Origin of the sequence: Nonomuraea sp. LPB2021202275-12-8 (assembly GCF_037044575.1) — a bacterium.
Lineage (GTDB): Bacteria > Actinomycetota > Actinomycetes > Streptosporangiales > Streptosporangiaceae > Nonomuraea.
Window position 1 is genome coordinate 22,953 of record NZ_JBAHWD010000044.1, and the last position, 19,603, is coordinate 42,555.

Below are 19,603 nucleotides of genomic sequence, written 5' to 3' on the forward strand. Positions count from 1 at the left end.
TGAGGATGACCAACCTGGCCGCGATTTCCGGCACCGGCACACCGCGGGCGCGCAGGCTGCGGCACGCCCTGCACGGGGCTAGTGTCCTGCGCCTGAAATTCGTCAGATAAATCTGTATTTTGATGTGCATGGGGAATCCAGGTCCGTCCGTCCGCGGCAGAGATTGAGCTGACCGAGGCCGAGCGCGGTCGGCTGGCCGGCCTGTCGGCGGAGACGTCGGGGGTGGCGGTTCGCGCGAAGATCGTGCTGGCCTGCGCCGAACCAGGGATCAGTAACGCGCAGGTGGCGCGGGACCTCGGGATCGCCGTGGCCACGGTGCGCAGATGGCGCGCGGCGTTTGCCCGGGGAGGGATGGACGCCCTGCTCGATAGGCCCCGCACGGGGCGGCCCAAGGCTGCGCTGACGGTCACGTATGAGGAGCGGGTGACGCTGCAGCGGTGGGCCAGGCGGGCCAGATCGTCGCAGGTCCTGGCGATGCGCTCGAAGATCGTGCTGGGGTGTGCGGACGGTAAGGACAACAAGCAGATCGCGTCGGAATTGCGGGTGCACCCGGACACGGTGTCCAAGTGGCGTTCGCGGTTTCTGCGACTGCGACTGGACGGGCTGATCGACGAACAGCGGCCGGGGAGGCCGCCCTCGATCACCCTGGACCAGGTCGAAGAGGTCGTGGTGGCCACGTTGGAGGAAACGCCCGGGAATGCCACGCACTGGTCGCGGACCTCGATGGCCGAGCGCAGCGGGCTGAGCAGGTCGACGATCGGGCGGATCTGGCGGGACTTCGAGCTCAAGCCGCATCGGGCCGATACCTTCAAGCTGTCCAACGACCCGCTGTTCGTGGAGAAGGTGGTCGACGTCGTCGGGCTGTATCACGACCCGCCCGAGCGTGCCGTGGTGCTGTGTGTGGATGAGAAATCGCAGATCCAGGCTCTGGACCGGTCTCAGCCGGTGCTGCCGATGATGCCGGGGATGCCGAGCGGCGAACGCATGATTACGTGCGGAACGGGATCACCAGCCTGTTCGCCGCGTTCAACGTCGCCGATGGCACCGTCATCGGTGAGTTGCACCGCCAGCACCGCGCCGCCGAGTTCAAGAAGTTCCTGATCACCATCGATAAGACGGTGCCGGGCGAGCTGGACGTTCATCTGATCTGTGACAACTACGGCACCCACAAGACTCCGGCGATCAAGGCGTGGCTGGCCCGTCATCCGCGCTTCCACATGCACTTCACCCCGACCGTATCCTCGTGGATCAACCAGGTCGAGCGCTGGTTCCTACCTCACCGGCCAGTTGATCCGCCGAGGGGCGCACAAGAGCGTCCGGGCTCTGGAGACGGACATCCGCGCCTGGATGGAGCAGTGGAACACCCGCCCGAAGCCGTTCGTGTGGACCCTCAAGGGGGTGTTCACGAGTGGGCCTGACCTGGCTAGTGCTGGAGCTCTGAAGATCGCTTCCCGGATCCTGGTTGATCGTTTCCCAGGGTTTTCCTCTGCGGGCAGGTGTCGGCCTGCAGGTTCACGTGCAGAGGTGTGTACGGGGATATGCAGGCCGTGGCCTTGGGGGTGCCCGGCCGGGCACCCCCAAGGTCAGTGCTCGGTACGGAGTTCGGCGTCGACCTGGAGGACGGCCCGACCTGCTGGGGAGGTCCAAGTTGCCGGCGAGTTCGGCCAGCAACGGTCGGGTGGTGGTCAGCACCGCGCCAGCGCGTTCCATGCGACGCAGCGCCATGTCGTCCGAGACCGGGCTGAGCGAGCCGGACGCGTCGACCACGACCTGGACCTCATAGCTGTCGGCGATCGCGCTCAGGACGGGGACGACCACGCACACGTCGGTGGTCACCCCGGCGATGACGCGGTGCTCCCGCTTGAGATGGACGTGAACGACAAGCCCGCGGTCACGGAGACCGTACGGCGGGCAAAGGAGCACTTCGGCCGGCCCGACGTCATCGTGAACAACGCCGGCTACGCCCAGATCGACGCGATCGAGGAACTGACCGAGCGGCAGCTGCGCGACCAGATGGAAACCAACGTGTTCGGCGCGGTGTGGGTGATCCAGGCCGCGCTGCCGTACCTGCGCGAGCAGGCTTCGGGGCACATCGTCCAGCTGTCGTCGGCGGTCGGGCTCGTCGCTTTGCCGCTCGGCGGCGCGTACTCGGCCTCCAAGTGGGCGCTGAACGAGTCCCTCGCCCAGGAGGTGGCCGGTTTCGGCATCAAGGTGACCGTGATCGAGCCCGGTGGTTTCGCCACCCGGTCCGGCCAGAACCCCGACCCGCTCAACAACAGTTTCATGGCCGAGCCCGACTCGGCCTACGACGGCCTGCGCCGCCGACTGGCGGGGATCGCGGGCAGCCAGCCCGCCGGCGACCCGGCCGCCGCGGCCCAGGCGCTGCTCAAGCTCGCCGACATGGACAAGCTGCCGCTGCGGGTTCTCTTCGGCCAGGGCTTCTACCCGATGATCAAGCATGCCTACGCCGACCGCCTCCAGCCCTGAGCCGACTGGCAGGACCTCTCGGCCCAGGCACACGGCGACCTCGACCCCCGATAACTCCTATCCACGTTTCGAAAGGATCACTCAATGTCCATCCCGCTCCTGCTCGCGGACTACGGCATCGGCTCCGGACGTACGCTGCCCAGCGTGGCCGTCGTGCTGGGACTGATCAGCAGGGTCGTCGGCGGCCTGGCCAGGGCCCGCTGGACGAGCAGTACCGGCGCCGTCACCGCTCTCGCGCTCGGCCTGATCAGCGGGGTCATCGGCGCCCTGCACGCGGCCAACTCCGCCGGCGGCTTCGGCACCGGCAACGGCCTGGCCGGCGCCATCTTCGCCATGCTGCTCGGCCTGACCGGCATAATCCTGGGCGGCCTGACCTGGTCCCGCTCCCGCCCCACCACCTGACCCAGCCACGGGAAACGCGGCTCTTGTGCGGGGAACCCGGAAGAGGAGGGCCAGGCTGGCCAGGTGGAGGAGGAGAATGGTGAGGCCGGTGGTCGATACCGCGGGCACGTGCCACCAGGGTGTGATGATTCCCGTACCCACGTAATTGTGGAAATAGCTTGTGTCGCTGTGATGCACGGCAGAGTCCAGTAAAGCCCACGCGTAGGGAAATCCGATGGGACCGGCGAGCAAACCGGCCGCCAGCCGTTCACGGGCGTGGTGCCGCCAAAGGATCACGCCCGCCACCACGACAGGGCTCGCGGTGATCCCGAAAAACACCACGTGGACCTCCATGTCCTGGAGGAAGAGCCCGGGGAGGAAGTCGGGTTCGCCGCGTTCGATGGCCAGACCGACCACGGCGCCGGGATAGTTCGCTACGGCGTAGACCAGCAACAACGCCGGGGTGAGCAGCATCAGCAAGGCCGCCTGGCGGAGCGGGCTCATCCACAGGGGTGGGGAGCCCGCCCCGGCGGGCCGCTTCTGGTGGGCGGTCCACCATTCCACTCCGTGCCTACCGGTCAGCAGAATGAGACCCCATATCTGTGCGACCGCACCGGCCAGGACCAGGACCCCGCGGAGCGGGGCATACCAACCGGGCAGCTCCAGATGGATGCTGTGAACCATCTCCCCGCCGTCGTACACGATCAGGGTTCCCGACGGCTCCATGACGAATACCTGCCAGAGCATGGCCACATAGACAGCGGTCAACCCGGTGGCGACCGCGAACAGAAACGTGGGCCGGCGCGTGCCACGCCGTACCTTCCATGCCAGCACCCCGAACACGACGGTGGCCACCGCGGTGAATATGTCGAGGCTGATTGATTGGTCGCGGAACTCCTTATCGGATTGGCTCGCCGCAGAACGCCACATCGCCGCCGAGATCTCCTGCGGATTCTCGTCGTACGGCAAACTCAGTGAGCTCTGCGCCTGGGCGAGCAACATGATCAGCACCAGCGCGATCCCGGCCGGGGCCGGGGAAAGCATCAAGGCGGCCGCTTTCCTGATCCTTCTGGGGATGGCCTCCATGTGATCTCCGACGCACCGGAACTCCGCGACGTTCCCAGGATTCCCTGCTCTGGCCGCCCGCTCTCTTGCGGGCACACATTCGGGCCAGGTGGTTGTTTGCCTAGACTCGCAGGGGGCAACGGCGGGCTTGACGCGGAACAGGGCGCCGAAATCCCCGTAAGCTCGCGCTGCTTGGCGAGGGCGGCTTCACCGGCCGCTTCGTCGGCGACTGGCGCCGAGGCACACCAGTGGCGGAACCGGAGACCTCTCCCGACGCCCTCGTCCCCTGGTAGGAAACACCGGGCTGGACGGCTACCGCCGCGGCTAAGCCTTGAGCCTCGACGACCACCCCCCTCCCTGACCACGCCGCCGGCGAGCCCTCGACCGGCACGCGTCCGAGCAATAGCGGCGCCGTCCCGACGACTCCACCGGCAAACGAGCTCGACACACCACGCACCGCCGCGCAGCACCCACAAACGGGATGTCCCCAACCACGCGGCCAGACGAACTATCCCCCGATGGTTGTCCGTGGCCATGTAAAAGTGGGTCTGGCCCACTTTTCGTGATGAGCCGTACTTCCAAGATCACGATTATGTTGAGCCGGATGCAGGCCGGTACCAGTGCCGGGACGCTGCTCTGTGTCGATCATGGAGCTGCCGGCGGTCGTGTTCCCGCACCTTGCCACCGTTCGCATCGAGTGGGTGCATCGGGTGGGCGCGACCATACGGGTGAAGGCCACCACGACGGAGCCGAGTGGCCAATGCCCAGCCTGTGGATGTGATTCCGTGCGGGTTCATAGCCGCTATGAGCGGTGCCTGTCGGATCTGCCGGTGGCCGGGCAGGAGGTGCTGCTCCAGGTGCGGGTGCGCCGCTTCTTCTGCGACAACACCGCCTGTGCCAAGCGGACCTTCGCCGAGCAGGTGCCCGGCCTGACCAGCAGGCACGGCCGGCGCGCGGCAGGGCTGTCATCCATGCTGCGCACGGTGGCGCTGGCGTTGGGCGGTCGCCCCGGTGCCCGTCATGCCGCCCGCTTGGCCTGTGCGGTGGGTCGTTCGACGCTGCTGCGGCTGTTGCGGAGCTTGCCGGACCCACAGGTGTCGACCCCGCGGGTGCTGGGGGTCGATGAGTTCGCCTGGCGCAAGGGCCACACCTACGGAACGGTGCTGGTGGACGTGGAAGGTGGTCATGTGGTCGAGGTGTTGCCGGATCGATCGGCGGACTCCTTCGCCGTCTGGCTGGAGACTCATCCTGGAGTGGAGGTGATCTGCCGGGACCGGGCCGGCTGCTATGCCGAAGGCGCTCAACGTGGCGCCCCGCTGGCGGTGCAGGTCGCTGATCGCTGGCATTTGCTCCACAACCTGTCCGGCGTGGTCCAGCGGGCGGTGTCCCGGCACCGCACGCGCCTGCGCGACCCTGACATGCCCGAGGCCGCGGCACCTTCTGCCGCGCCGGAGCCGACCCGCGAGGAAGGAGCCTCGGCAGCCCGCATCAGGTCGTGGCACACCGAGATACACCAGGCGCTCGCCCAGGGGATGACCATCACTCATATCGGCCGGGAGTTGCGGCTAGATCGCAAGACCGTGCGACGCTATGCCACCGCCACCAGCGCCGACGACCTGATCAGCGACGAACGTGCACCACGCCGGACGATCCTCGATGCCTACCTTCCCTACCTGCACGAACGCTGGGAGGAGGGCTGCCGCAGCACCGATCAACTCCTGGCCGAACTGCGCGAGCGCGGCTATCTGGGCAGCGCCCGCACGCTCCGACGCCTCACCGCCAAGCTGCGCACAACAAACATCAAACCGGCGCCTCCTCCCGCGCCCAAGATCCGGGAGGTCACCGGCTGGATCGTCCAGCCGCCCAGCAAGGTCGCCGCCGAAGACCTGGCCACACTCGAGCAGATCACCGCCCGCTGCCCGGAACTCGCCTCGATTACCGAGCTGACGCGCCAGTTCGCCGAGATGCTCGTTCACCGTCGCGGTGAGCAGGATTTGGAAGGCTGGGCTGCGCGAGCGGAGGCCAGCCCTGCACGTGAACTGCGAGACTTCGTCGTCGGCCTTCGTCGTGACTGGGCGGCGGTCAAGGCCGGGCTTACCCTGCCCTACAGTTCCGGGGTCGTGGAGGGCAACGTGAACCGCATCAAGATGATCAAACGGATCATGTACGGGCGAGCCAACCCCGACCTCCTCCGCATCCGCGTCCTGCACGGCTACTGATCACGAAAAGTGGGCCAGACCCACACGCACTTGGCCATTGACAATGGTTTCGACAGTTCGCACAACGTGATCCGCTGCCGCTCAAGCAGAATTGCTCGCCGTCTCCATTGGGGAAGCATGAAGCCCCATGGACGACGAAGGCGGTTCCGCAGAGCGTTTCACCGTGTCGATCGGCCTCCACGTGGTTTCGACACTGAGAAAGGGGGACCGATTGTCGTCCTTGCTGGGACCACTTAACGATCACTTGGCCGTGATCTGAAGGCGGGTTGTGGTCCCACTCCGATACGTGGCGTCCAGCGGGTAGCGATCCTGGGAAGGCCCCGTGGATTCCGCATCACGATCATGATCACAAGTGATCAGAGGGTTGAGACCGGTCATCGTCGCGTCTGACCGTGGTGCGCGATCAATGGCAGAACAACCTGGTCGACGATCTCGGCGAGCGCGTCTTCGGAGAGGGGGCGCTGTCTGAGAAGCGTCTCCGCGGCCACGAGCGCGAAGGGCAGCATGGCGACTCGGGCCGGAAGTCGAGCCTCGTCGAGCTCGCTGCGCAGGACGGCACGTTCGAGCATGGCATCCATCTCAGGCTTGCCGGCCTGGCTGACGCGGTCATGCAGATAACTGGTGAGATCGCTGTCGTTGGCCCGGCCGTCGCCGATCACCTGCAGGATCGGGACGAGTTCGGTCGTGCGCGTACTGACCTGACGTAGCTGGCTCAACAGGTCAGTGCGCAGGGAACCGGTGTCGGGAACGGGCGGCGGCAGAGGTGGCGCCTGATGGCGGAGGGCGGCCAAGACCAGGTCGCGGCGGTGTGGCCACCGGCGGTAGAGCACTGTCCTGCTGGTCCGGGCGCGCGCCGCCACGGCATCGTAGGTGAGCTCGTGGTAGCCGACGGCGCGCAACTCCTGCCAAACCGCATCGAGCAGGGCGGCCTCGAGTTCGGCACCCCGTCGACGCCTGCCCGGAGTGGGGTCGCTCGCATCTCGATTAGACACATCATGTATCTTAACATTCATCATAAGATACAAACTGAACCTTATGGAGGATTCATGCGCGGCAAAGGCGTGCAGTACGACACCGGCACCTTCCCCAACGGCGACACCACCCGCAGTATCTTCGACCCTGCGACGGTGGCACGCGAGATGCGCGTCATCGCCGATGACCTGCACTGCACCACCGTTCGCATCACCGGCGGAGACCCCGAACGACTCACCGTCGCAGCCCGGTACGCCGCCGAGGCCGGGCTGGAGGTATGGTTCTCACCCTTCCCCTGCGAACTGACCGAGCAGGAGTTGCTCCCCTACTTCGACGACTGCGCCGACCGCGCCGAGGCACTGCGCCGCGACGGCGCCCGCGTGGTGTTCGTCACCGGATGCGAGCTGAGCCTCTTCGCCCGCGGTTACCTCCCCGGCGACACCTTCAACGACCGCATGGAAACCATGCGCGCCGCGCCGCCGGTACGAGCCGCGGCCCTCGCCGCGATCCCCGAACGCGTCAACGCCTTCCTCTCCCGCGTCGTGGCCTCCGTCCGCCCTCGCTTCGGCGGCCCGATCAGCTACGCCTCGATCCCCATCGAGCACATCGACTGGACCCCCTTTGACATCGTCGGCGTCGACGCCTACCGCAACCAGTACAACGCCGCCACCTTCCGCGAAGACCTGCGCCAGTACTTCACACACGGCAAGCCGGTCGCCGTCACCGAGGCGGGCTGCTGCACCTTCCGCGGCGCAGGCGACTGGGGCGCGGGCGGCTGGACGGTAATCGAAGAGGGCGGCACCGTCAAGCCCGGCACCATACGTGATGAGGACGAGCAGGTCCGCTACATGAACGACCTGCTGCCCATTTTCGAAGCGGAAGGCTTCGACACCATCTTCTGGTTCAGCTTCGCCGGATTCGAACTGCCGCACCGCCCCGACCCCCGCCATGACCTCGACCTCGGTTCATACGGTATCGTCAGGATGCTCGACGGCGCCCAAGGCCACACCTACCCCGGCATGCCCTGGGAGCCGAAGCAAGCCTTCCACGCCCTCGCTCGCCACTACGAAGATCGCTAACAGGCTGGCGGTGGCTCGACGAGCTGGCCCCCCTCCCGACAGCCACAAGGAAATGCAGGTGGGAAAAGTCTTAGGAGGAATCCGGAGGCCCCTTTCTCATGTCCGGAAGTCGATGGGAGCCAATCGGGGAGCCATCTCACTCGGACTCTCTACCCGTGTCGGCTGTCGCCGAAGATGGTGTTCATCGTGTGGGCACCTTTGGTGATCACTGGCCGTAGCTGGTGCCGGTAGACCGCTTCGGTGACGCTGGTGCCTGCGTGCCCGACGAGATCGGCGATGGTCTCGATGGGTATGCCTTGGTCACTCATGATGGAGACGAACGAGTGACGTACGTCGCCGGCTGCGCCGGTTCGAGGTCGAGGGCCTGGACGGGTTCGGGGATCGGCCGGGGGCGGGCCGGCCCGCCGCGGATCACGCAGGAGGAGCGGTCGCAGCTGATCGCTCTTGTAGAAGGCGTGGATCACAGGGAATAGCGGTGATCAACCCACCCTGGCGGCCTCATGGGGTGGGCCATGCGTGCCTGTGCGGTCCAGTTCGCCGCTGGTGAGCGGGTGATCGGCGGAGAAGCCGAGCCGGTCGTACATCCGCCGAACCCCTAAGGGTGGAACCGGTCAGGACCAGGGACCGTCCCCGATCCGCGGCGCTTCGGGCGTTGGGAGGATAGCGGGAGCGGAGGAACAGGCCCTGCGTACCGATCAACAATGAATGAGAGCTTTTGCATGCGTTTGGTCCTCGTACTCTCGCTGGTGCTGGCCGTGCTCGCCCCCGTGGCGGCGCCCGCTTCCGCGGTCGTACCCGATGGCTTCGATCCCGCGAAGGTGGACGCGTTCGTCACCGGCTACCTCGACCGCCACGGCCTGCCGGGTGCGGCCGTCGCCGTGGTGCGGGACGGCGAGATCGTCCACGAGGCGGGGTACGGCGAGGACTCCGATGGCGGCCGGCTCACCGAGAACACCAGGCTGCGCATCGGATCCGTCTCCAAGTCGTTCACGGCCTTCGCCGTACTGCGGCTCGTGGACGAGGGCCGGGTCGAGCTCGACGCCCCCGTCAAGCGGTACCTGCCCGACTTCGCGCCCAGCGGAGTCATCACCGTCCGCCACCTGCTGTCCCACACCTCGGGGCTGCCCAACCCCGTCATCGTCGGCCCTGCCCGGTCGCTGGAGGAAGGCGCGGATAGGATCGGGAACTGGAGCCTGTCCACAAAGCCCGGCACCTCCTACGCCTACAGCAACGCCAACTACTGGCTGGCGGCACGCGTCGTCGAGCAGGTCAGCGGCCAGGACTTCAACGCGTACCTGGCCGACCAGGTCTTCGCCCCCCTCGGCATGAACGACACCGTCAACACCACCACCACGCGCGATCCGGTCAGCGAGCTGGCCCCAGGACACGTCACCGCGTACGGCACGGCGCTCGCCATCCCCGAGGCCGAGGCGATGAACAGCGGATCCGGCGGCGTGGTCAGCACCTCCCACGACATGGCGGCGTGGCTCGCGACCCAGCAGCGAGGCGGCCTTGGCCCCGATGGCCGGCGCCTGCTCTCAGCGAAGCTGATCCAGGACTCCCACACGCCCCAGCCCAGCGCGAACCGGGCCGGACTGGGCTGGCGGCGCAGCGGCGCGGGGATCGTACCCGAGAGGATTTCGCACAGCGGAGTGGTCTCCGGCTTCAACGCCCAGCAGGACCTGATCCCCGGCAGCGGCTACGGCGTGGTGGTGCTGCTGAACAGCTTCACCCCATCCGCGGAGCAGGCCTACGCCATCAGCTCCGGCATCATCGACGTGACCGAGGGGCGCACACCCGACCCCGGCACGCCGACGGCGACCCTGATCGACCTGTTCCTCGGCGCGCTCACGCTCGTGGGCCTGGCCCTGGGCATCCTCGGCCTGCGCCGCGCACCGCGCTGGGCCGCACGGCGCACCGACCGTCCCGCCTGGAGGTTCGCCCTGCGGCTCCTCCCCCAGCTCATCGCACCGGCGGCGGCCGTGTTCGTGTTCCTCGTCGTCCCCACGCTGCAGGACAACAGCTTCACCCCTGCGGACGTGTTCAACCTGTTCCCCGCCCTCACGGCGCTGATGCTCGCCCTCGCGATCGTCGGAGCGGGCCTGGCCACCGCGCGGGTGACCGCGCGGATCCGCCCCACCGCACGGCCACGGTAGTCCGGCCCGTACGGCGGGCACCTCCGCAGAGTCTCCACGCTGGTACGCCCGCAGCCTCATCTGCCGTCAAACGCTCCAACAGCGATGCCATGCCCGCCTCCGATCTCGGCGACCACACTCACCCGGCCTGCAAACTCTGCGACTGCAAACTGTCGCAGAGTGCTTGCAAAGGGTAACTGTAGAGGGCGGAGAAGACTGATCCGCAAAATCCGCAGCGCAAAGCAGGCCCTAGGGCCTGTTTCAAAAGCTGGGGCAGAGCCACTCGTTGATCGCGGCGATGTAAACCGTGGCTTCATACCGCACGGCGAGCTTGTCGAACCGGGTAGCCACCGCCCGGTTGCGTTTGAGGCGGCCGATCCCGCACTCCACGGCGTGACGCTGCTTGTACACCTGAAGGTCGAAGGTCGGTGGCCGTCCGCCCTTCGACCCCTTCTTACGCCGGTTGGCCGCCTGATCGATCTTGATGGGGATGGTGGCCTTGATCCCGCGGCTGCGCAGGTGTTCCCGGTTGGCCGCAGAGGCATACGCCTTGTCGGCCAGAACCCGGTCGGGGCGGGTACGCGGCCGGCCACCACCCAGACGAGGCACCCGAATGCCGCCCAGCACCATGGTGAACTGCGGACTGTCGCCCCGCTGCCCGGCACTCAGCACGATCGACAGCGGCTTTTGACCTTGCTCGCAGGCCAGATGCAGCTTCGTGGTCAACCCACCGCGCGAGCGGCCCAGCCCATGATCGGCAGGCTCGGTCTGCACCCCACCCGGTGACTCCCGCTGCAGATCCCCCTTTTGCGGGCACCGGCGGCGTGTTGGTGCGCCCGCACGATCGTGGCGTCTACGCTGACGTCCCAGGTGATCAACCCGGCAGCGTCCGCCCGGGCCTGCAGCGCGGTCAGGATCCGCGGCCAGACACCGGCGCGCTGCCAGCGTCGGAACAGGCCGTAGACCGTCTGCCAGGGGCCGTACTGCGGTGGCACATCCCGCCATGGCGCCCCCACCCGGACCCGCCACCTGATGCCGTCGATGAGCTGCCGTTTGCTCCAGACCGGCGGGCGTCCCGATGTTCGTCCCTTGGGCAGCAGCGGTTTCAGCAGCGCCCATTGCGCGTCGGTCAGATCCGCCCGTCCCGTCACCGGCATGGTGGCCATGAGATTCCCGTCAGCCGGCAAGGCGACGCGTCGCGTCTCGCTGGTCTCGCCGTGGCCCAACGATGCAGACACACCCGCGCTACTGCTTGTCGGTCGTTGGATCACCCTCGGTCGCCCGCGGGCGCGGGGTCTGTTCCGGCTGCAGGTTTTCTGCCCTTGTCGGGGGTGGGAAGGTTGCGTTTACTGATGAGGATCAGCACGGCAGCCATGGTGATGGCGGCCAGTCCTGCGGAGCAGTAGAGCACGGCTGATGCTCCGGAGGCGATGGCGGTCGCCAGGGTATGATTGACGGCTGTCTTGGTCTCCGGGGGTGTGAGTTCCATGATGCGTTGGATGTCGCCGTTCGCGGCGGCGGCGAGGATGGCATCGCGTGGCCCATCCGGAAGGGCCGAGTCGGTGGCGACGGCACCGGCTATTCGGGTCTGGTAGACGATGCCGAGGACGGCGGTGCCGATGCCGGCGCCGATCGACGCGAGGCTGGTGATCATTCCGGCGACCATGCCGGCTCGGTCCTTGTCCGTGACGTTCATGGCGACGGCCATGACCGGTGCACCTGCGATACCGCCGCCGATGCCCCAGATGAGGAGGGGGAGGGTCAGTAGCCACGGCTGGATCGTGGGGGTGAAGGCTAACGCCAGCAGGGTGGCGCCCACCGCTTTGCAGGCGTATCCGGTCGCGATGACGTAGCCGGAGGGGAACCGGCTCAGCAGTTTCCCGCCCAGTATGCCCGCCGCCATCTGGGCGAGGAATACGGGCGTCAGCAGCAGGCCGCTCTGTGTGGGGCTCAGGTGCAACGAACCTTGGAAGTACTGGACGAAGTAGACGGTCCCGCCGATGGTGAGGACGCGGGACATGAAGACCGCGAGGGCGGCACCGGTGAAGGCGGGCTTGCGGAACAGCTTGACGTCCAGGATCGACGCGTCGGCCCGGGATTCGAGGCGGAGAAAGACGGTGAACAGGATCACCGCGACGGTGAACTGGGCCAGCGTCGTCGCCGAGCCCCAGCTCTGTTGCTCGCCACGAAGCAGTGCGAAGGTGGCCAAGGCGAGTGCGGTGATCAGCAGTACGGCGCCGGCCCAGTCGGTTCGGCCCCGCTTATGCCCGGCCGGGGCGTCGGCGGGAAGCGTCCGGAGTCCGATCAACAGGGCTGCCACACCAATCGGTACGTTGATCAGGAAGATCGCGCGCCAGCTCAGCGCGTCGACGAGCACGCCGCCCAGCAGCGGGGCGATCAGGCTCGCCGCGGTCGCTGCGGTTCCCCAGGTCGAGATCGCCATGTTGCGTCGCTTTCCCTCGAACTGATGTGACAGCAGGGGCAGCGCGTTGACCATCAGGATGGCGCCGCCGATGCCCTGCAAGGCACGGGCGAGGTCGAGCAGCACGGTGTTCGGGGCTACGCCGCAGGCGATCGATGCGATTGTGAACACGATGATGCCGAGCAGGTACATGCGGCGCCGGCCCATCCGGTCGGACAAGCTCCCGGCGACCTGGGTCACCGCTCCCATCGTGATCATGTAGCCGACGATCACCCACTGAACGCTGGCGAGGGTTCCGCCGAGTTCGGCTTGGATCTCGGGCAGGCCGATGGTCACGATCGTCATGTCGATCACGACCAGCGCTGTCCCGGCAATGACCAAGCCGAGGATCGCCCGTGCACGGCCGGCCTGCGCGGGGTTGATGGTTTCCGAGGGGTTCACGCGAGGACCTCACGCGTTTCCGTATTGGTAAGGTCACCTTAGTTAGAGTGGCGTAGCGTTCCATTAAAGTCAACGGTGCGTGAAGTTTAAGGTTTGGCTAAGATCGGACGGTGCCCCGCCAATCCGACGACGCCAACATCGACGGCCCACGCCGTCGTCGGCGTTCGCCCACCCGCAAGGGCCGCCCGACGCTGACGAAGGACCTGATCAGTCAGGCGATGCTCAACCTGGCCGGTGTGCACGGATTCCGGGCGGTGACCATGCGCCTGCTCGCCGACCACCTCGGCGTGACGGTCCGGGCGCTGTACAACTACGTCGATGACCGTCAGGAGATCGTCGACCGTGCGTCACAGCTGTTCGCGGCAGAATGGCCGGTGCCTCGCCTAGATCCGCAAGCGTGGGAACATAGCATCGCCGAGTACGGGACTGCGCTTCGTGCGGCCTACCGGCGCTACCCCCGCGCCTTGCTGGTCTCACTGGATGAGCAGATCCGGGATCCCGCCGTCCATCCAGACCGGCTCACTCACACCGACGCGCTCCTCGGAATGTTGCGGACGATCGGGCTGAGCGTCACCGAGGCCCAGATCGTGCACCGTGACCTCACCATACGAGTGTTCGGATTCGTGCTCCTCATGGACTACCGCCATGACCTGGGCTACCCGGTCATGGACAACACTCCCGTACCGCCGCATTGGTTGGCGGCGCATCCCCACTTGGCCGTCCCACACCTGCGAGAAGCGGTCGCCGCCGCTCCACTGATGAGCGTCGACGAAGCGTTCGACCACACCATGTACGGGCTGATCATCACTGTGCGAGATCTCCTGGCCGCCGCACAGGACGCCCGCTAGCTGGTCGGATAGCCACGACAACGTGTAGGCAACCCCTGCCACACGCTCGGAGCACACACGGTTGACGTGCTGGTATCGAACAGGTTGCCCTCGGACGGGCAGCCGTTCGCGAGCTGGCCATTCGCGACCTCGGCTCCCTTACGGCCGCCTGGCCCTACGCCACGAAGGACACCATCGACCGCGCCGCGATAAATACCTCGCTCGCTCCACCAACTTATGAAACAGGCCCCTAGATCGCCGATGCGGAGGTCTTTGGCGTGCCCGCCAGCGCGGGCCAGCGCTCGCCCGCATCCGCACCCGCCTCGTAATGCATCGCGAGGTTCGGTCAAGTACAAGGTGTAAGCACTGTTGAATGAAGGGAGCCCAGCTCGTGCGGCCCGACCAGGAGGAACCGGCGGACCCGTTAACACGGACGCAGGCTTTCGAAGACTTCTACCTGCGCCACTTCGACATGATGACGCGGTTCGTCGCACGGCGGATAGCCAACCCGCACACGGTGGCCGACCTCACGGCGGAGATATTCCTTGCGGCGCTGCACTCCCGGCGCACCTACCGGCCAGGACGAGGCAGCGAGACCGGATGGCTGTACGGGGTGGCGCGCAACGTGCTGTTGCCCAACGACGCCGCAGCGAGCGCGAGGCGCGCGCCGTCGAACGGATCGTCGCGCGCCGGCTGCTGGACGGCGACGATATCGCCGACCTTACCGACCCGCATCGACGCCGAAGAGCCCGCCCGTCGTGCACTGTCGGCCATGGCCGACCTGCCGGAGGGGGAACGGGCGTTGCTCGAGCTCGTGGTCATCGACCAGCTGACGGTGGCAGAGGCGGCCCAGGCCCTGAACCTCTGGGTCGGGACGGCCAGAGTCCGGCTGCATCGTACCCGCCGGACTCTCCGGAAGGTGCCCGGCGTAGCGGCGGCTCTCGTGACGGAAGGACTGTGATGGCGGTGTCGTTCAAGGACAAGTTGCTCGAAGAACTGCGCGCGGAGGCCGCCACGGTCTCGTGGCAAGCCCGTCCGGCACGTCGGCCTGCACGCCAACTGGTGGCCATGGCAGGGCTGGCCGCCGCAGTGGCGGTCGCCGTACCGCTGACGTCGGAAACGCCGGCGTTCGCTGTCGTCAAGAATCCCGACGGGACCGTCACCGTGCGGATCAACGAGTTCGTCAGGCCCAAGGACCTGGAGAAAAGGCTGAGAGAGGAAGGCGTACCAGCGGTGATCGACTATGTCCCCTACGGCCAGACCTGCCGCCAACCCCGGGGTCAGAACGTGCCCCAGCCAGACCGGATACCCCTGAGACACGCCGAGGACTCGAGTGACTTCTGGATCGACCCAAAGGATTTCGGGTCGGACGAGACGCTCGTCGTCCAGATGCATTCCGCCAACGGCGACGTGGCGAAGAGCAACGGAGGCAGCGTCTCGGTCATCCGCGGACCGGTGGCACCTTGCGAACTCGTTCCAGCCCAGCTCAGCGGCGTAGACCGCGAGTGATTCAGCTCAAGGCACCCGATCACGTACGGGCAGACGCGGCCAATGACCGACCGCGACATCCTAAGCGCATTTGGCCCTGACTCCGGGAAACGATCAATCCGACTCCGGGAAACGATCTTCTGAGTGTCTGTCCCATCCCAGGCCAGCCTGACTCGTGAACGCCCCAGCCAGCCGCACGACTCCTACAGCCTCTGCCCACCACGCTGCCGGGGGATTTCCCATGCCCCGACACGTCCTAACCCCGGCAACCCACAGTGACCGATCTACAAGATCCATTCGGGTTCAAAGACAGGCTCTGAAGACGGGCCACGTGGTGGGCGCCATCGGCGAGGTGTACGTGGACGGCAAGCGGGTCGGGAGGGGATCGGCCGGGTCCCGCCTGCTCGACGGCAAGGGCGGCGCGATCCCGTCGACCGCCCGCTACCGGATCGGCTCGCAGACCAAGACCATGACCGCCGCCGTGGCGCTGCAGCTGGTCAAGGAAGGCAAGCTGCGCCTGGACGACAAACTCAGTGAGGTCCTGCCGCAGGTGGCGGACAAGGACCTGGTGGAGCGGGCCGACGAGATCACGGTACGCAATCTGATTCAGCTGACCTCGGGCATCCCCGACTACATCGGCCCGGCCACTTCCGACCCCACCCGTAACTACCGCCCGGCCGACCTGCTGGCGGCCTCGCGCAAGAACGCCCGGCCCGTGGAGGTCGGGACCTTCAACTACTCCAACACCAACTACATCCTGCTCGGCATGATCGTCGAGAAACTGTCCGGAAGGTCGCTGGCGGCCGAACTCAACCGCAGGCTCTTCGCCCCGCTCGGCATGCGCCAGACCTACCTGCCCACGAAGGCGTCCGAGGGCATCAAGGGCCCGCACGGGCACGGCTACGCCCCGGACGAGACGGGCACGATGCGCGATGTCGACAAGATCAACGCCACCACCATGCTCGGCGCCGGCGGCGTGATCTCCACCGCGCGTGAGATGAGCGTCTTCCAGCGCGCCTTCCGCCAGGGCAAGATACTGCCGGCCTCCCTAACCAAGGTGATCACCGACCCGCCGCCCGGCCAGCCGGCGCAGCCAGGGGGCGGCCCGTGCGCCGGCAAGCCCGAGTTCGCCCCGGGTGGCGGAGGCAGCGCCCCCGGCTTCACCGCCGCGACCCTCACCTCCTCCGACGGCCGCCTGCAGTTCGCCGTGTCCCTGACCCTGGCCATGGACGACGCCGAGCGCGGCGCCGTGCCGCCGCGCATCACCAACGCCCTCAAATCGCTGTTCTGCCCCACGAAGTGATCACCTCAGCCGCACATGGCGAGCGTGATCTGACCGCGATCGCCACGTGCGACTGGAGCATCGAGAACCTCTCCGCGGCGCACGGCAGATCATCACGTGACCCGCCCGCGCACCTTCCTGCACCTTTCCGCCCCTCAAGGGAGTTGTTCGTTGAAGAACTTGTCCGTCGCCGCCGCGACCGCGGCAGCCCTGCTGCTGGCCCCCGCCTCGCCCGCGACGGCCGCCGGCGCCACCGCGATCGGCGACGTCCAGCAGGCCATGGAGAGTCTGGCCGAGACGCCCGGCGTGGTGGGCGCCATCGGCGGCGCGTACATGGACGGCAAGCCCGCCGGCCGTGGCACCGCCGGGTCGCGGCTGCTCAACGGCAAAGGCGGCACGATCCCAGCGGACTCCCGGTTCCGCATCGGCTCGCAATCCAAGACGATGGTGGCCACCGTGCTCCTCCAACTCGTCGAGGAGGACAGGCTCGCCCTGGATGACAAGCTCGCCGACCTGCTGCCCGAGGTGGCCGCCGACGGGCTGGTGGAACGGGCCCACGAGATCACCGTCCAGCAGCTGGTCCAGCACACCTCCGGCATCCCGGACTGGTTCCACCGGAGCGGCTCGACCGCCCCGGCGTTCGACGTCTTCGACTTCACCACCTCCTACCGGCCCATCGACATCGTGAAGATGACGCGGGGCCGGCCGCGCACCGGCGAGCCGGGCGAGACCTACACCTACTCCAACACCAACTACACCCTCATAGGCATGATCATCGAGAAGGTGACCGGGCACACCCTGGCCCGCGAGCTCGACCGGCGTCTCTTCCGCCCGCTCGGCATGACCGGGACCTACCAGGCCACCAAGCCCCCGCAGGGCATCAAGGGCCCGCACGGGCACGGCTACCACCCCGACTCCACCGGCACCCTGCGCGACGTGCACCGCTTCAACGCCAGCTGGGGCAACGGCGCCGGCGGCGTCGTCTCGACCACGCAGGACGTCAGCACCTTCCGGCAGGCCTTCAACCAGGGCAGGCTGCTGCCGCCGTCGCTGCAGGAGGTCCTCACCGGTGGCAGCGCACAGCAGGGCACGGGCTTGTGCGGAGGAAAGCTGAAAGGCCAGATGCTCGGCGGCTCGGCGCCCGGCCTCACCACACTGACCTTCGCCTCGACCGACGGCCGGCAGCAGTTCGCCATCTCCATCACGCGGAGCAGCGCCGACGACAACGCCATCGTCCCCGCGATGATCAAAACCGTCGAAGCCGTCCTCTGCCCGACGGCTTGAAGCCCTACCCCACGGTTTGAAGCCCCGGCCCGACGGTTTGAAGCCCGGCTCGGCGCGTCCGGCCTGGTAGGCGCAGCACCGGCGCCAACTCGTCGGCCAGGTCCGGGAAGGCGGCGAGCAGCAGGGCCGGGCGGTGGCCTGCCTGGTAGGGCAGGAATGCCGCCACCGCATCGACGCTGATCGCCCTGGCGGGGTCGTACATCACGGCGGTCAGGCCGGGCACGTCCATCACCCCCGACCGGGCGCAGAAGCGGTGAACGAGCTTGGCGATGTCCACCGGACCGTCTCGGAGGATGAGCACCGCTGCGGGCACATCGGGCAGTTTGCCCGGCTGCATGCAGACCCAGCATTCGTAGGAGACGGCCGCCGCGCGGGCGAGCTGGTCCAGGTCCTCGGGGGGAGAGAAGGTCAGCGACCACTGGCGCGACTTCAAGGCCATGTGGCATCACGTCACCCGTTCTCGTCAGGGTCGAGCCTGTTCATCGGCTTGCCCATGACCATGCTGACGATCTTTTCGTCGTCGCTGGCCAGCGCGGCTCGGATCGCCGTGCCGCGCAGTAGGTTGGCCAGCTCTTTGAGCTGGTCGGTGCTGTAGCCGTCGATCCGCCAGTCCACGATGTCCATGCGCTCGGCGAGCAGCTGAACGCGGCCGGCGGTCTCGAAGGCGTGCTGGGCGAGCTCGCCGCGCGCCTTCTTCTGGTCGTCGGAGGAGCCGGTCATGACTGGTCCTTTCGGGTGGAGCGGCGGGCGGCCAGTTCGTCGCCTTCCAGCGTGGCCAGGCGGGCGCGGGCGCCGGCCAGCAGGTCGGCGTGCTCGGTGTCGTCGGGGCGATCGGCGGCGATGGCCTCGTACAGCTCGACTTTGCGGCGGGCCAGGCCCAGCTCGACATCGCGCCGCTCGTGCTCGGTCACTCCAGCGCGCTTGTACGTGCCGACGCCGGTGAGCAGATTGGCGGCCTCGATGATGAGCCCGGCCCGCTCGGTGTCGCTCATCTCCGGGTAGCCGGGCGGAAGAGGCTCGGACACGGCGGACGCCGGCCGCGTCCCGGGATCGGCGCCGGCCGCGGGCGGCTGGTGCGGAGCCTGCAGCCAGCGGGTCAGGCGGGCCAGGGCGGCGTCGGCGTCGGCGAGCTCGCCGAGCTGGTCGTCGGCGCGGCCGGGGACCAGCCAGGCCATCAGCGCCGCGCGGCGGAAGACGGTCTCGGCGGCGCCGTAGCGCTCATGCGCGGCCTGCTTGCTGATCTCGCCCAGGTTTTCGCCGATCGTCTCCCAGGAGGTGCCGGCCAGCCGTTCGGTGACGACGGCGGCCTGGAGGATGGCGCGGGCCTGTTCGGCCAGCCGCCAGGCGTAGTCGACCAGCTCGCCCGGCTGGCCGTAGGGGCTGTGGTCGCCGTCGGCGGCCAGGGCGCGGTAGCGGTCGGAGGCGTCGGCGGCCTCGGTGGTGACGGCCAGGCGGGCCAGCGCGGTCCGGGAGAAGGTGCGGGGTCGGGTCTCACTCATGCGTCAAGCATCACCTGACGGA

At 67.6% G+C, this 19,603-nt stretch carries 19 protein-coding genes and 1 pseudogene; 12 read left to right on the top strand and 8 right to left on the bottom strand.

All coding sequences use genetic code 11. The annotated features are described in order from the left end of the window. Positions 1-222: 222 nt before the first annotated feature. Positions 223-1,389 (top strand): annotated as a pseudogene (locus V5E28_RS43525) (IS630 family transposase); the annotation flags it as partial. A 123-nt stretch (positions 1,390-1,512) separates the two neighbouring features. Here V5E28_RS43525 and V5E28_RS49830 read toward each other — a convergent pair. Beyond that, positions 1,513-1,923 (bottom strand): isochorismatase family protein, encoded by a 411-nt coding sequence (locus tag V5E28_RS49830; protein WP_442945968.1) that lies wholly within the window; start codon positions 1,921-1,923, stop codon positions 1,513-1,515. Between V5E28_RS49830 and V5E28_RS43530 the strand changes: the two genes are divergently transcribed. From V5E28_RS43530 to V5E28_RS43540, 4 genes are all read left to right on the top strand, one after another. Further along, complete coding sequence (locus V5E28_RS43530; protein ID WP_336216009.1) at positions 1,852-2,487, top strand: SDR family NAD(P)-dependent oxidoreductase; 636 nt, start codon at positions 1,852-1,854, stop codon at positions 2,485-2,487. The two genes, V5E28_RS49830 and V5E28_RS43530, sit on opposite strands and share 72 nt — an antisense overlap. An 84-nt stretch (positions 2,488-2,571) precedes the next feature. Then, entirely contained in the window at positions 2,572-2,889 is a 318-nt protein-coding gene (locus tag V5E28_RS49835) for a DUF6223 family protein (protein ID WP_442945965.1), read from the top strand. A gap of 751 nt (positions 2,890-3,640) precedes the next feature. After that, positions 3,641-3,958, top strand: coding sequence for a hypothetical protein (locus tag V5E28_RS49840; protein ID WP_442945966.1), 318 nt, complete (start codon positions 3,641-3,643; stop codon positions 3,956-3,958). 622 nt (positions 3,959-4,580) lie between these two features. Then, positions 4,581-6,152, top strand: a complete 1,572-nt coding sequence (locus V5E28_RS43540; protein WP_336216010.1) for an ISL3 family transposase — start codon at positions 4,581-4,583, stop codon at positions 6,150-6,152. Positions 6,153-6,526: 374 nt separating this feature from the next. Here V5E28_RS43540 and V5E28_RS43545 read toward each other — a convergent pair whose 3' ends face one another. Next, positions 6,527-7,051 carry a TetR/AcrR family transcriptional regulator gene (locus tag V5E28_RS43545; RefSeq protein ID WP_336215968.1) on the bottom strand — a complete coding sequence of 175 codons (525 nt, stop codon included), beginning with the start codon at positions 7,049-7,051 and terminating at the stop codon, positions 6,527-6,529. Between V5E28_RS43545 and V5E28_RS43550 the strand changes: the two genes are divergently transcribed. Further along, positions 7,031-8,203 (top strand): hypothetical protein, encoded by a 1,173-nt coding sequence (locus tag V5E28_RS43550; protein ID WP_336215969.1) that lies wholly within the window; start codon positions 7,031-7,033, stop codon positions 8,201-8,203. The two genes, V5E28_RS43545 and V5E28_RS43550, sit on opposite strands and share 21 nt — an antisense overlap. A 149-nt stretch (positions 8,204-8,352) precedes the next feature. Here the strand turns inward: V5E28_RS43550 and V5E28_RS43555 are convergent, their stop codons facing one another. After that, positions 8,353-8,511, bottom strand: a complete 159-nt coding sequence (locus V5E28_RS43555; protein ID WP_336215970.1) for a hypothetical protein — start codon at positions 8,509-8,511, stop codon at positions 8,353-8,355. A 411-nt stretch (positions 8,512-8,922) separates the two neighbouring features. On the opposite strand from V5E28_RS43555, the gene V5E28_RS43560 reads away from it, so the two are divergent. Further along, positions 8,923-10,359: a serine hydrolase domain-containing protein gene (locus V5E28_RS43560; protein WP_336215971.1), complete on the top strand. Its 1,437-nt coding sequence runs from the start codon at positions 8,923-8,925 to the stop codon at positions 10,357-10,359. A gap of 240 nt (positions 10,360-10,599) precedes the next feature. Here V5E28_RS43560 and V5E28_RS43565 read toward each other — a convergent pair. Both V5E28_RS43565 and V5E28_RS43570 read right to left on the bottom strand, forming a co-directional pair. Further along, a protein-coding gene (locus tag V5E28_RS43565; RefSeq protein WP_442945969.1) for an IS5 family transposase occupies positions 10,600-11,495 on the bottom strand; the annotation gives its coding sequence in 2 pieces (ribosomal slippage) (positions 10,600-11,105 and positions 11,105-11,495; 897 coding nt in all). Between the two features lie 110 nt (positions 11,496-11,605). Further along, positions 11,606-13,201, bottom strand: a complete 1,596-nt coding sequence (locus tag V5E28_RS43570; RefSeq protein ID WP_336215973.1) for an MFS transporter — start codon at positions 13,199-13,201, stop codon at positions 11,606-11,608. Positions 13,202-13,419: 218 nt separating this feature from the next. On the opposite strand from V5E28_RS43570, the gene V5E28_RS43575 reads away from it, so the two are divergent. The 5 genes from V5E28_RS43575 to V5E28_RS43595 all read left to right on the top strand — a co-directional run bounded on the left by V5E28_RS43575 (position 13,420) and on the right by V5E28_RS43595 (position 18,082). Further along, positions 13,420-14,049, top strand: coding sequence for a TetR/AcrR family transcriptional regulator (locus V5E28_RS43575; protein WP_336215974.1), 630 nt, complete (start codon positions 13,420-13,422; stop codon positions 14,047-14,049). A gap of 352 nt (positions 14,050-14,401) precedes the next feature. Then, positions 14,402-14,989, top strand: coding sequence for an RNA polymerase sigma factor (locus V5E28_RS43580; RefSeq protein WP_336215976.1), 588 nt, complete (start codon positions 14,402-14,404; stop codon positions 14,987-14,989). Then, positions 14,989-15,537: a hypothetical protein gene (locus V5E28_RS43585; RefSeq protein WP_336215978.1), complete on the top strand. Its 549-nt coding sequence runs from the start codon at positions 14,989-14,991 to the stop codon at positions 15,535-15,537. The genes V5E28_RS43580 and V5E28_RS43585 overlap by 1 nt, the downstream gene beginning before the upstream one ends. 220 nt (positions 15,538-15,757) lie before the next feature. Next, positions 15,758-16,819 carry a serine hydrolase domain-containing protein gene (locus tag V5E28_RS43590; protein WP_336215980.1) on the top strand — a complete coding sequence of 354 codons (1,062 nt, stop codon included), beginning with the start codon at positions 15,758-15,760 and terminating at the stop codon, positions 16,817-16,819. 150 nt (positions 16,820-16,969) lie between these two features. After that, entirely contained in the window at positions 16,970-18,082 is a 1,113-nt protein-coding gene (locus V5E28_RS43595) for a serine hydrolase domain-containing protein (protein WP_336215981.1), read from the top strand. A gap of 4 nt (positions 18,083-18,086) precedes the next feature. Here V5E28_RS43595 and V5E28_RS43600 read toward each other — a convergent pair whose 3' ends face one another. The 3 genes from V5E28_RS43600 to V5E28_RS43610 are packed head-to-tail and all read right to left on the bottom strand — an operon-like array spanning position 18,087 to position 19,581. Next, a complete protein-coding gene (locus tag V5E28_RS43600) occupies positions 18,087-18,521 on the bottom strand; it encodes a hypothetical protein (protein WP_336215983.1) in 435 nt (144 codons plus the stop codon). An 11-nt stretch (positions 18,522-18,532) separates the two neighbouring features. Continuing rightward, complete coding sequence (locus tag V5E28_RS43605; RefSeq protein WP_336215984.1) at positions 18,533-18,802, bottom strand: hypothetical protein; 270 nt, start codon at positions 18,800-18,802, stop codon at positions 18,533-18,535. Next, positions 18,799-19,581: a hypothetical protein gene (locus V5E28_RS43610; RefSeq protein ID WP_336215985.1), complete on the bottom strand. Its 783-nt coding sequence runs from the start codon at positions 19,579-19,581 to the stop codon at positions 18,799-18,801. Before V5E28_RS43610 ends, V5E28_RS43605 begins: the two co-directional genes overlap by 4 nt. Positions 19,582-19,603 lie beyond the last annotated feature (22 nt).